The 13266-nt window shown below is 38.3% G+C and carries 12 protein-coding genes; 6 read left to right on the plus strand and 6 right to left on the minus strand.

From position 1 onward, the window contains the following. Positions 1–9 precede the first annotated feature (9 nt). Complete coding sequence (locus tag M1381_12130; protein ID MCL4479818.1) at positions 10–2076, plus strand: heterodisulfide reductase-related iron-sulfur binding cluster; 2067 nt, start codon at positions 10–12, stop codon at positions 2074–2076. Positions 2077–2309: 233 nt separating this feature from the next. Here M1381_12130 and M1381_12135 read toward each other — a convergent pair whose 3' ends face one another. The 4 genes from M1381_12135 to M1381_12150 all read right to left on the minus strand — a co-directional run bounded on the left by M1381_12135 (position 2310) and on the right by M1381_12150 (position 6330). Then, entirely contained in the window at positions 2310–2753 is a 444-nt protein-coding gene (locus M1381_12135; GenBank protein ID MCL4479819.1) for a hypothetical protein, read from the minus strand. 159 nt (positions 2754–2912) lie between these two features. Continuing rightward, a complete protein-coding gene (locus tag M1381_12140) occupies positions 2913–3929 on the minus strand; it encodes a TrkA family potassium uptake protein (protein ID MCL4479820.1) in 1017 nt (338 codons plus the stop codon). Next, positions 3926–4849, minus strand: coding sequence for a branched-chain amino acid transaminase (locus M1381_12145; protein ID MCL4479821.1), 924 nt, complete (start codon positions 4847–4849; stop codon positions 3926–3928). The genes M1381_12140 and M1381_12145 overlap by 4 nt, the downstream gene beginning before the upstream one ends. Before the next feature lie 11 nt (positions 4850–4860). After that, positions 4861–6330 carry a DnaJ domain-containing protein gene (locus tag M1381_12150; protein MCL4479822.1) on the minus strand — a complete coding sequence of 490 codons (1470 nt, stop codon included), beginning with the start codon at positions 6328–6330 and terminating at the stop codon, positions 4861–4863. Positions 6331–6399: 69 nt separating this feature from the next. Between M1381_12150 and M1381_12155 the strand changes: the two genes are divergently transcribed. The 5 genes from M1381_12155 (at position 6400) to M1381_12175 (ending at position 12362) form a co-directional block, all read left to right on the plus strand. Further along, positions 6400–7536 carry a SpoIID/LytB domain-containing protein gene (locus M1381_12155; GenBank protein ID MCL4479823.1) on the plus strand — a complete coding sequence of 379 codons (1137 nt, stop codon included), beginning with the start codon at positions 6400–6402 and terminating at the stop codon, positions 7534–7536. 135 nt (positions 7537–7671) lie between these two features. After that, entirely contained in the window at positions 7672–8277 is a 606-nt protein-coding gene (locus M1381_12160) for a GNAT family N-acetyltransferase (GenBank protein MCL4479824.1), read from the plus strand. A gap of 201 nt (positions 8278–8478) precedes the next feature. Next, on the plus strand, positions 8479–8898 hold the full coding sequence (locus M1381_12165) for a hypothetical protein (GenBank protein MCL4479825.1): 420 nt from the start codon (positions 8479–8481) through the stop codon (positions 8896–8898). Continuing rightward, complete coding sequence (priA, locus tag M1381_12170) at positions 8898–11120, plus strand: primosomal protein N' (protein MCL4479826.1); 2223 nt, start codon at positions 8898–8900, stop codon at positions 11118–11120. The genes M1381_12165 and priA overlap by 1 nt, the downstream gene beginning before the upstream one ends. 84 nt (positions 11121–11204) lie before the next feature. Then, on the plus strand, positions 11205–12362 hold the full coding sequence (locus M1381_12175; GenBank protein ID MCL4479827.1) for an anhydro-N-acetylmuramic acid kinase: 1158 nt from the start codon (positions 11205–11207) through the stop codon (positions 12360–12362). An 84-nt stretch (positions 12363–12446) separates the two neighbouring features. On the opposite strand, the gene M1381_12180 is transcribed toward M1381_12175, so the two are convergent. Together M1381_12180 and M1381_12185 are read right to left on the minus strand one after the other, a co-directional pair. Next, the gene (locus M1381_12180; protein ID MCL4479828.1) at positions 12447–12878 is read right to left on the minus strand and encodes a type II toxin-antitoxin system VapC family toxin; all 432 of its coding nucleotides are present in this window, start codon (positions 12876–12878) and stop codon (positions 12447–12449) included. Then, the gene (locus M1381_12185) at positions 12875–13168 is read right to left on the minus strand and encodes a type II toxin-antitoxin system prevent-host-death family antitoxin (GenBank protein ID MCL4479829.1); all 294 of its coding nucleotides are present in this window, start codon (positions 13166–13168) and stop codon (positions 12875–12877) included. The genes M1381_12180 and M1381_12185 overlap by 4 nt, the downstream gene beginning before the upstream one ends. Between the last annotated feature and the right edge of the window lie 98 nt (positions 13169–13266).

Consider the following 13266-nt stretch of genomic DNA (forward strand, 5'->3'; position numbering starts at 1 on the left):
GGAGGTAATATGAAATCGATATTTGTAGCCATAGCTTTGATTGTATCTTTCGGTTATTTCTTCTACAAGGTTGTCACATTGGCCAGATTTGTTATGCTTGGCAAACCGGAGAACAGATTTGATCAAATGGGCAAGAGGACATGGATGATGTTAAGAAATGCGATCTTTCAGCTTGCCAATTTCAAGCGTCCTAAAGGCGACATACTCTATGCCGGCATAATGCATTTCATGATCTTCTGGGGCTTTATGATCCTGCTGCTAGGAGAGATAGAGATACTCATTGGAGGACTGGTACACGGGTTTACCTTTAAGTTCTTAGGTTATCCGCTTTACAACATATTCATCTTCTCACAAGATCTTATGGCAGCAACAGTCCTAATTGCCATGATAATGTCGTTTGCAAGAAGGTTTATAGAACATCCAAAAAAACTAAACTATCATCTAAGCTCTTACTTAATACTTGGACTCATAACCGGGCTTATGCTTACACTTTTTGCAATGAATATAAGCAACGGGGTAAACTCCGAAGAGCCAATATCCAAAGCCGTGAACTGGATGCTATTTGCCGGTACATATATAAGTCTTTTTCATGTTACACAACCCTTTTCCCATATAGCCTATGAGATAATATGGTGGCTCCATGTACTCATGCTTTTATTCTTTCTTGATTTTATCCCGAATTCAAAACACCTGCATCTTCTCGGTGCAATACCAAACAACTTCTTTCTGAATCTTACAGATAAAACAATGCAGCTCCAGCCCATAAACTTCGAGGCAGAGGGTGCCGAGACCTTCGGTGTCTCGAAGTTTGAAGAATTAACATGGAAACAACTGCTTGACGGGCTAGCATGTACGGAGTGCGGCAGATGCACGGATGATTGTCCAGCAGCAAACACGGGCAAGATCTTATCACCAAGGGAAATCATTCTTAACATCAAGGATAATATGAAGGAAAATGGACCGATGGTTCTGAAGTTAAAAGAAGGTGAAAAACTTCAGGATGCTCAAAGAGTCCAGCTCATAGCAGATGAGGCAGTTGGCGAGGAGCGCATGGCTTTCAAAAAAGAGCATCCTTCAGAGCATAATACAGCCACATCTATCTCTCCCCAGGAACTATGGGCTTGTACGACATGTGGTGCATGTCAGGAGATCTGTCCTGTTGAGAACGAACATATAAGAGACATTATTGATATGAGAAGGTACCTTGTCATGACAGAGAGCAAGATGCCACAGGAGCTTGCAAAAACATTAAGGAATAATGATACCAACGGCAATCCATGGGGGCTTGGCGCTGATGCAAGGCTTGATTGGGCAGAGGGACTCGGCGTTAAAACTATGGCAGATCAACCGGATGCGGAGATCCTTTACTGGGTTGGGTGTGCGGGAGCTTATGATGACAGGAACAAAAAAATTGCAATTGCATTCGTTAAGCTCATGCAAGCAGCCGGCGTTAAATTTTCCGTTCTTGGTACAGAAGAGACATGTTGCGGAGACTGGGTAAGAAGGGCGGGCAATGAGTACTCGTTTCAGGCACTTGCAAAGCAAAACATAGAAACACTGAATAAGTACAAAGTGAAAAAGATTGTAACGGCATGTCCGCATGGATATTATACACTCAAGCACGATTATCCCGAATTCGGCGGTAATTATGAAGTTATACATCACTCACAATTCATAAATCGGCTTATAAACGAAGGCAGGCTTAAACCAACAAAGTCCATGGAAAAGACCGTTACATACCATGACTCCTGCTATCTCGGCAGGCACAATAACATATACTCAGAACCGCGTGATGTTGTAATCGCTGTTCCGCAGGTAAAGATGATCGAAATGAAACGTAGTCATTCAAACAGCTTCTGCTGCGGCGCCGGAGGTGCAAGAATGTGGCTTGAAGAAAAAGAAGGCGATCGTATAAATAGAGTAAGAACTGCTGAGGCACTTTCCCTTAATCCCGATATTATAGCAACAGCATGCCCATTCTGTATGACTATGATTGATGATGGTGTTAAGGATAAAGGTGTAGAAGATAATGTAAAAGTGCTTGATATCGCAGAAATAGCGCAACGGGCATTGTAACCAAAAGGATTTTATTATTGCAGGGGTGTACGAAAAACACTAATACGAGGTAATGAAACAGGGTGCATAAAACGTATACCGAACACATTAACTGCGATCAGTATAAACTTCGTGAAGAAACTGTCACAACCCATCATCGCCGCTGAAACGATAAATCTAGCGTTTATACGCTTCAATCTGTCATTTCAGAATGATCTTTTTGCAGCCTTTAAATTTTATTTTTTATCTATGAGTTAGTTCTCGCTCTCTGATGAAACTTCTACTACAGGCGTTTTTGCCTTTGCTCTTTTAACCGATTTTTTCGCTTTTGGTTTTGATACTGTTTTACTCTTTACAGGACCAGACGATGTTGCTTCCTTATAAAGCTTTTCCGCCTGTTTTCTGTATCCTTCTATCTTTTTCTTAACGTCAGCAATGATCTTTGGAGCTCTATCCTTATAAAGGTTTAAGGCCCTATTTTGCACGTCCATGAACAGTTCTTCATATTTCTTCTGTTCCTGTTCTACCCTCTTAATAAGATTTTTGATCTGTGGATTCTTATTAGCCTTTTTCATCAGATCCTTTTGTGCATTTTTTATTAAATCCTGTGCCTGTGATTGTGTCTTTTTTACCAGATCCATTGCCTGTTGTTCAAATTTCCTTACTAAATCTACCAAATTTGTTTGTGCTTTCGCCATACAAAACCTCCTAATTAAATTATTATTAATATTCTATACCGCATTAAATCTATCATGTCAAAGAAAAGTTAAGCCTTATCCTTTGAACAAAAAATGCATTTAAAAAGTCAGGGAGTGAACAAGCGATTGCAGACTGCGTATGGGGATGGACAAATCAATTTACTTTGTTGGCCTTTGAGGAGAAGTGATCTGTTCCAATTTTTCAAGAGTCTGCGCCCTGCCAATGGCTATAAGAATATCTCCGCTACTGATAGCAAATTGTGAAGCGGGATTGTACATAAATTGCCCATCAGGTTTTCTTACAGCAATAATAATAATATCAAAAAGCTGTCTTATTTTTGACTCTTCGAGTGTTTTACCATTCAACGTAGAAGTTTTATCTATAGAAAGTTCTTCTATTTTAAGATCAATATTTGATTTATCAATGGCAAGCTCCATAAAATCAATCACATTCGGTTTTATTACACTATGTGCTATTTTTTCACCACCTATGATGTATGGGGATATTACTCTATTAGCACCAGCCTTATATAACTTTGAGATTGAAGAACTATCACCGGCCCTTGATATTATAAAAAGTGAAGAATTCATATCCCTTGCTGTCAGAACTGTATAAACATTGTCTGCATCATTTGCCATAACTGCTATAAGACCTCTTGCCTTATCTATGCCTGCCTTTTTTAAAACTTCTTCGTCTGTTCCATCACCTTGAATAAATAAGTATTCATTCTGTTCTGTCATGCCTAAAATACTTGCATCACGATCTATTGCAATAAATGAAACATTATTATTCTTCAACACCTTAGCCACGGTGGTACCTATTCGTCCAAGACCGCATAGTATGTAATGATCCTTTAGTTGTTCTATTGCCTTTATCACTTTATTCCTCCCTATGGTTTCCCTTAATTCACCTTCTATTATAGCCCTGAATAATCCGCCGGCACTGTATGTAACAAAACCTATGCCTATAACAATCATGAAAACAGCAAATATCTCACCTTTTGGATCCAATCGCCTTGCCCCTCCACTATACCCGACAGTACTCAAGATTACGATGGTTGTGTACGCCGCCTCTACAAAGCTAAACTGCTCAAGATACATGAATCCCGCGGTCCCAATAGCAATTATAATAATAAGTGTTATTAAGTACCTATAAATGTTCTTAGGAATGGTCATGCAGTATAATAGAAAAGCCAGTTTTTATGCTTTTTATCTCTGCCTTTTACTATATTGAAGAATTTTTTTTGCAGTAATTGAAAGATCTTGCATGGTTTACCGTCGCCTATTCTTCTGTCATCAACTTCCCTTACAGGTGTAATTTCTGCTGCTGTCCCGGTGAGGAATACACCATCTGCTATGTAAAGTTCATCCCTCGTAAATCTTTCTTCTTCAACAGGGATACCGGACTCTTTTGCAAGCTGTATGATTGTTTCACGGGTAATACCGGGTAATATTGATGTAAGCGGTGGAGTTTTAATAACACCATTTTTAACAATAAAAATATTCTCACCGCTGCCCTCTGCAACATAGCCGTCTTGATCAAGAAGTATGGTTTCATCATAACCATTCAGTTTAGCTTCTTTTTTAGCAAGTATAGAGTTCATGTACGCTCCACTTATTTTAGCCTTGCTCATTACAGCATTAACGTTATACCGCGCATAAGAGGATATCCTTGCCCTAATGCCGTTCAGAAGCCCTTCTTCGCCAAGATACGCGCCCCATGGCCATACAGCTATTACGATATGTATTGGATTATCTTCCACGTACAAACCCATATCGCCGTAACCTATAAATGCTATGGGCCTTATATAACCCTCTTTTAACTTGTTCTTCTGTAAAGTTTTTACGATAGCGTCCTTTATCTGCTCCTGCGTGAACGGATAATCCATAAGCATTATATGTGCTGAATCAAAAAATCTTTTTACGTGGCTATCAATTCTAAAAACCGTTGATTTGCCATTAACCGTTTTATAGGCTCTTATACCCTCAAATGGTGCAACTCCATAGTGCAATGAGTGTGTCAACACATGAATCTTTGCATCCTCCCATTTTACAAATTTGCCGTCCATCCAAATATAATCGGTTTTTTGTATCATTGTTTTCCCTTCTATTGCTTAAAAAGTTTTTTGAATACACCTGTCTGATTTTTTTTTGAAAGTTCGTAAGCCCTTATCTCTCTAAGAGCATCAATGTTGCTTGGATTCAGACTATACGCCATTGCAAATTCTTCCATTGCTTTACCCTCATCACCTTTCACCTTGAGTATCCTTCCAAGAAAATAATGCCCCGAATCCTGTTCCTTATTTAATTGCAGCCCTCTTTTTATATAATCGATCGCTTTTGATCTCGCCTGTTCAGAATCTGGATCAAGTTTGAATATAGACCATCCAAGATATGCTATATATTCACCTTCATTGGGATTAAGTTCAACAGCCCATTTAAAATTATCGTGAGCACCTTTCGCATCATTTGTTTTAAGAAGTACCTCTCCTTTCTGAAATTGCAACTCTGCCCTGAGTATTGCATCTGCTTCATTATCATCAGTATTTTTCTTACCCGTTTTCAGGTAATTATCGTATTTGGCATGTTCCTCTTCACTAAACAATGTTTCATAAGCATTTGTAATGATCGTAAATATCTCTGCCGCGATATCTCTTACCTCGGGTGGATATTCATAATAATGATCCGGATGATATTCTTTTGCAAGCATGAAATATGCCTTTTTTATTAAAGCCTTATTTGCCTGTTGATTAACACCAAGACACTCGTAAAAGTTTTTTTCTTTTAAATTTTCGGTTTTGTCTTTCAATTGTTCCAACAGTTTTTTATGCTCCTGCGATAGCTCCTGTTTTGCTTGCATATGTGCCTGATTATTATCGAACATTACATATTCAAGAGCAAAAAATAAAAATATCATGCTTCTTATTTGATTATTTGCAAGGAATGCTGTGATAATTTCTTTAAGCGTTTTGTTTGATGCCAGCTTTGTCAGTATATTTAGCTCTTCCTGTGTTAGTTGAAACAAAGACGGCTCATAGTTATAATGTCCTTTTATACATCTCTTGTTAAGATTTTTATTTATAAAATCCAATATAATATCTTTTGGTAAATAGGTTTTTACACCCTCCAGGACAAGCGGGAATAAAGGTAATGATAAAGATGATAAAAGACTTTCCGGTAAAGTCATTTCTCTAAAATGGAACTTACCCCCTGCCATTGTGAATGTATAAACAAACCTCATTCTGAGTTGTAATTTTAGGGCATCATTAATATTGATGGGCAATAAGCCTCTTTTCTGTAAAACAGCTCCTTGCCGTTCCTTATTCTGTATTACCTCGTTTAAAGAAGTCTCATAATCGGATTGATTTATCAGCCCTGCTTCAAATAAAACCCTGCCAAGTGTTTCTTTCAATATGTTGGACCTGCCGGCTACGAGCATTCCATTCTTAAAGTATAACTCCTTCTTAAACTTACCTATTTCAGCCCTCAGAATACCTTCCAGCCTGTTTACTGAAATATTATAAAATGTTTTTATCAGTAATGGTTCCTCAATATTACCAGAATTACTATAATTCATAATAGCCTTCTATTAGCATAAATCAATAAACTATTGCAAGTTCGTTCAATATTTGTGTAAATAACTTAAATGTTTAAAAAGATATCCGGAACTTTTGTATTTATATGTGTTTTTTTATTTTTTAAAGCGTGCGCAGTGCATGCTCAATCCATACCAACTGTCAGAATTGATGTACTTAACAACATTAGTACGCTTCACATAGAAGGAAATGATCTAATGCTTATAGATACATACAGAAACCTATATATTTACAAAAACAACGGCTATTCCTATATTATCGTATCCGCTACAAATAATGGAATAATGGTAAACAAGAAGATTTACCCAACAAGGCTTGTTACGCTCCTTTTCTCAAAAGGCATTATCCGGATAAACGGAAAACTCTTAAGAGGACATCTTGAGATAGCTGTTTTAACTTCGGATAGGCTTGTTGTGATAAATGAGGTTGATCTCGAAAGTTATGTTGCGGGTATAGTAAACGCTGAGATGCCTCATAATTGGTCTATTGAGGCTTTGAAAGCACAGGCTGTTGTTGCAAGAACTTATGCTATGTGGCAGAAAGAACGGCATTTAAACGATTATTATGATATGTCTGCAAATTTTATGGATCAGGTTTATGACGGTGCAGAATCAGAAGACAAAAAGGGATGGGAAGCCGTAAACTCAACAAAGGGCGAGATTATAACTTATCACGATAAACCCATCCTTGCCATGTATCATGCTATATGCGGCGGTGAAACGGAGAACTCAGAAGATGCTGTTGGTCATGATTATCCATATCTCCGTACTAAAAAGTGCGATTTTTGTAGATTTGCACCTGGGTTTAACTGGAAATACACTATCTCCTTCAATGAGCTTACAAGAAGATTAATAGCTAATGGATACAGGCTTTCAGGTGTTTATGGTTTTGCAGTTTTAAAGAGAAGCAGGACTAAAAGGGTTATGACCGCAAGAATCGTTATTGATCATGGTTACCTTGATCTCGACGGTACAACCTTAAGAAGTATTGTGGGTTACGATAAATTAAGAAGTACATTGTTCTGGTTCAGGATAAAACATGGCGATATTTTATTTAACGGCAGAGGTTTTGGACATGGAGTTGGTATGTGTCAATGGGGTGCGTATGGTATGGCAAAAAAAGGCTATAACTATAAACAGATCATCCATTATTACTATACTGATGTTCATATAAAGAAGTTTTATTAACCTGAAAAGGAAGTTTGTTTGCTCTTCTGCAAATAAAACGGCTTCGTTTTGAACAAGACAAGATATGGTTTACTTAAAACTTGTATTTCCACTGATTGTGATGCATAATTATAGATAAATGAAGGAGGATAATTTATGAATAAAAACTCTTCCAAGGCTTATACGCTTAAAGATGGTTCTAAAATAACTATAAGACCTATGCTTAAATCAGACGGAAACAAACTTTACGATTTTTTTATACATATACCTGAAGAAGATAGAGAGTTTTTAAGGCATGATGTGTCAGACAAAAAACTAATTGACAAGTGGTGCAAAGAACTTGATTATGATAAAGTCTTACCTCTGCTTGCCCTTGATAAAGATGATAAAATAGTCGGCGACGCAAGCCTTCATTCGGAATCGTACGGATGGACAAGACATATCGGTGAAATAAGAATAGTCGTTTCAAGATTGTACAGAGGTAAAGGGCTGGGCTTTGCTCTCTCAAGAGAGATATTCCTTGTTGCACTTGAAAAAAAGCTGTCTAAACTTATTGCAGAGATGGCCGCAGAACAAAAGGGTGCTATTAATGTATTTGAGAAACTTGGTTTTATAAAAGAGGCACAGCTTAAAAATCATATAATAAACCATAAAGGATTTACGCATGATCTTGTTATCATGACCAATGACGTGAAGGAAGCGGTAAAATTAATGGAGCAGTATGAAGTTGAAAAACTTTACCTTAATCCTATGGAAGGATAGGTCTTTTATATATCTAAATTTATAGGCAAGATATCTCTAAAACGTATGGAAGCAACAAAAGATGACAGAATACTCTGGTAAATAATAAATCGGCGGACAGGCGTTTTATCTTTTCTATTGTAGCTAAAGCTGTTACAGACATGTATGGTAAACCAATAACAATATTATTAATATGTGAAATCATTTTTATGCGGAGTGATTATGGATACAAAAAAAATTTATAGAAGATTATCAAGAAGAATAGAAAACATGAATAGTTATGAGAAAACAAGACTATTTGCAATCATTGGAATGAGTATCTTTATTACACTCATACTAATAGGTTTAATCGTTTTTTTCTCTTTGAGAAACCTTAATGTTATTATAGGTGTTGACACTACAGGACTCCTCGGTAACCCTTCTGTACTCATAAATAACCAGTCATCATCAACCATTAAAAATGTAAAAGTCATTATGGACAATCAATACGAGTCATCCATAAAGTCTATAAAACCAAAAGCGTCTGCTGTTGTTTACTTTAACACCTTTACACCATTGCCGCCCAATAATTACATGCCAAAGCAGATCATGATTAAGTCGGGAATCGGTGTTGCAAAAAAAAGTATATCCCCTGAACAATAATGGAGAATAAAGAGCTTTTTGTTGATATAATCCTGCCCGTCCCGATTGATCAAAGCTTTACATATAGAATCGCTCCAAAACAACTGGATAATGAAGAAAACCCTATTATCCCGGGTATGCGCGTACTTGTTCCATTCGGTTCAAGAATGCTTGTTGGGATCATAAGAAAGATTGGCATTGATAAACCTGCGATTGATATAAAACTCATAAATCAGCTCATTGATCATAAACCGAGTGTATCAAAACCGCTTATGTCTGTGCTTGAATGGGCTTCGTCCTATTACATGCATCCGGTTGGTGACGTATTCAAACAGTTCATACCGCATAAAGGGGTAAGGCTTGAGCTTAACAAATTCTACAATATAAGCCGTCTGCCGTATAATTCTTCATCTCTTACAGCAAAAGAACTTGAGGTGCTTGAACATTTAGAAAAGAGAAAACACATATCAAAGAACAGACTTTTAAAAAAATTCGGCATCAACATTATAAATAGACTTGAAAAATTGGGGATCATAGAATCATCTTTTAAAGGGCCTGATAACAAAGAGCCGGGTAATTTCATTCGAGAAAACGAATATACACCTGAAAAATATTTTATTCCAGATGTAATACTTACGGCTAAACAAAACGCTATTATTGAAGCACTGCAAAAGTCTTTCAACAGCGGAATATTTTCCACAAATCTTATAATGGGTATAACTGGAAGCGGTAAAACTGAAATCTATTTAAGGCTCATACACTACGCAATTGAACAGGGCAAAAATGCAATTGTCCTTGTACCCGAGATTGCACTCGCCCCACAAATGTTACAGAGGTTTAAAAGCAGGTTCGGGGAATTGGTAGGAATTATGCATAGCGGGGTACAGCAAAAGGAACTCATTGAAAGCCAACAAAAAATTCTATCCGGGCGTATAAGGATTGTCATAGGCGTAAGGTCTGCGGTTTTTGCTCCTATAAAAAATGTGGGCGTTATTATTGTAGATGAAGAACATTCAAGCACATACAAACAGGAAGACAGGTTTAAGTATAACGCTCGTGACGTTGCAATAATGCGCGGAAAATTAGAACAGGCCATTGTTGTACTCGGCAGTGCAACACCTTCTATGGAATCATATTATAACGCTGTTACAGGCAAATACAGACTTTATAAATTAACCAAACGAATAAATGAGCTTCCAATGCCAGAAATACATGTCATAGATCTCAAGAGAGAACACCCGCACAGGATAGGAAATGAACTCTTGGCAAAACCTGTTATGGATGCCCTTTCGGATACTATTTCAAAAGGCAAACAAGCCATCATAATGCTTAACAAAAGAGGTTTTTCTTCAAGCCTTGTATGCGATGATTGCGGTCATACCGAACATTGTCCCGATTGTGAGCTTTCACTAACTTATCACAAAACGGTAAACAAGCTGAAATGTCATTACTGTGGATATGAAACTAATGCGACAGGAAAATGCCCCTCATGCGGTTCTGTTAATCTCAAACCGGTCGGCACCGGCACCCAAAGAATCGAGGAGGAATTGAAACATTTATTTAAAGATGTCCCGCTTGTAAGGCTGGATCGTGATACAACAGTCAAGCCCGGCTCACACGAACAGATACTTAATACATTTGGCAGCGGAGAAGCAATAATTATGCTAGGGACACAAATGGTTTCAAAAGGTTTTGATTTTCCAAAGGTAGATCTTGTGTGCCTGCCTTTACTTGACATCGGTCTTAACCTTCCCGATTTTAGAAGTGCTGAACACGTTTTTAATATTATAACCCAGTCGGCAGGAAGGGCCGGAAGGCTAACCTCTGGTGCAAAGGTTTATATTCAAACATACAATCCAGAATATTATGCAATAAAATATGCCGTTAATTATGATACTCAGACATTCTATGAGAGGGAATTAAAATATAGAAAGGAGCTTGATTATCCGCCGTTCTCAAGGCTCGTATTGCTGTTATTCAAGCATAAAAAGCTTGAGAAGCTTGAGAATGCGATGTCCAAAGTTACAGAGGAACTTAAAGCATTCAATAATCGGTTAACCGTTTTAGGGCCTGCACCTGCACCACTCATTCGTGTGAAAGGATTTTATATTTATAATGTGCTTCTAAAAGCACATTCCTCAAAAACCATGTTAGATGTGCTTCATACGTTGAACAAGAATCTTAAAAGAACAATCGGTGATATTATAACCACCTTTGATGTGGACCCTCAGCACTTTCTATAAATGCCCAAAATGCAATACAGTTATTTTTGATTTCTTTATATCGAGCTTGTGATATTATTAATGCATGGATTCTATGGAAGGCATATGATTGGAATTGGAATAAATACAGGTACGTCGGCGGATGCAATTGATATCGCAATGATAAAGTTCGACATGGCATTACCTTACCCTGGAATAAAACCTCTGTGGTCAGGCACATACCCCTATCCGGCAGCATTAAAACGATTGTTTTTAGAACTGGTTGATCATACAAATACGTTTACACCATCAACATGGTTTGCCATGGCAGGGCAATTTGATTTTGGACTTGGTATGGCATTCTCCGATGCATTATTAAAAGCGATCAACTCATCGGGCATCAAAAAATCCGGTATAGCATTCATAGGATCTCATGGTCAGACAGTATGGCATTCACCGAAACCTCAAAAAATCCATACGGACAAACAATTCTCCACGGGTTCAACAATCCAGCTCGGCAGCCCTTCCGTTATGGCAGTGAGGACAGGCATACCCGTTGTAGCCCATTTCAGGGACAAGGACGTTGCCCTTAGAGGTCAGGGAGCGCCTCTTGCACCCGTTCTGCACTTTGAGCTTTTCAGACAATATGCACCGGCGGTTGTCCTTAACATAGGCGGTATTTCAAATATAACGGCAATACCTTCACATTCAAATTTTTATACAGTGCACGGCTTTGATACCGGACCCGGCAACAGGCTCATTGATATTGCAGTCGAGGCTTACACGAACGGCAGGAAGACTTTTGACACAAACGGAAGATTTGCAGCCAAAGGCATTGTTAATGCGGACATGCTTGAGCGGCTAATGCACGATCGGTTTGTCAAAAAACATCCGCCGAAGAGCACAGGCAGAGATCTTTACAATAAAACGTATATTACAATGCTTGATATTCCTCTCGATGACATTGATACTATTGCTACACTAACAGCCTTTACAGCACACTCCATTATGTATAACATAAAACATTTTGCAGGGCATAAAATCAAGAATATTATTATATGCGGCGGTGGTGCCAATAACCTTACAATAATAAGACATCTGTCAGGACTGATGCACGGTGTGAGTATTAAAACAGTAGAGGAATTCGGCTATAAACCTTATGTGATAGAGCCAATGCTGTTTGCATACCTCGGGTATCTCGGATTCAATAAAATACCCGTGAGCCTTAAAAACATAACAGGATCATTATCCGCATTTGTGCCCGGCGGGATATATTATCCATAAGTACAATTCGGGTTTTTGCATCTTTTGTGTTAAATCGTGGATCATACCACAACGTATGAATGTCCAGTTGGAGAACTGTGAGTCTCATATACTTGCCGGTAATACTCCAAAACCTTCTTTTCTTGACGCTTCTCTCATCCTGATATCAAAACATACAAAATGGTGCCCTTTCGGTTTCTTATCAGCCCACACTATAGCAGCAGCGAGCTGCAAAGCATCCGCAGCTCGCAACGGATGACTCATAAGCAGGCGTATCGCTATGTCCCTGATATCCTCACATGGCTCTATTTCGGTCCATACGCCGGACAGGGAAACAAGTATTTCCCTAAGATCCTCGTTTTCTTCAGGTTTTAAAATGCCATCTCGTTGTAAACGGGAAAACGCAGAATGGCACTCTACGGTACTTCCCCACCATACAATAATGGCATTGTCTTCTTTAGCAATATCCTCAACGGTTTTGGTCCTCGGTTCTGTTATGCATAATGGAATAATTGCTGAAGAATCCCAGAACTTCATCTGCCTTCCTCGCGTTCTCTTAAAAGATTTACAAGTGCGTGTCCTTTTATATCTTTCGGCCTTTGCATTTTCCAGAAATCTTCCGTCAATGTCCCTGAACCAATACGGGCAACCCCTGCTTTTTCCAGCATCAACATATGTAAAGGTATCTTGCTTTCATCTCTTCCTAACGGGACTATCTTGGCAATTGGCATGCCCCTGTCGGTTACAATAACTTCTTCACCGGCTTTAACTTTTAACAAGTATTCGCTCAGAGATGCCTTCAATTTGGAGACTGCAGCGCTTTTCATTATATTTAACCTCTTTATCCCTTTTGATATGACTAATATAGTCTAATCTATCGGATCTGTCAAGCTTTACCGGGAACCCGTTTGATAGAGATAGCTGT

It is taken from the genome of Deltaproteobacteria bacterium (assembly GCA_023382265.1).
Classification (GTDB): Bacteria; JAMCPX01; JAMCPX01; order JAMCPX01; family JAMCPX01; genus JAMCPX01.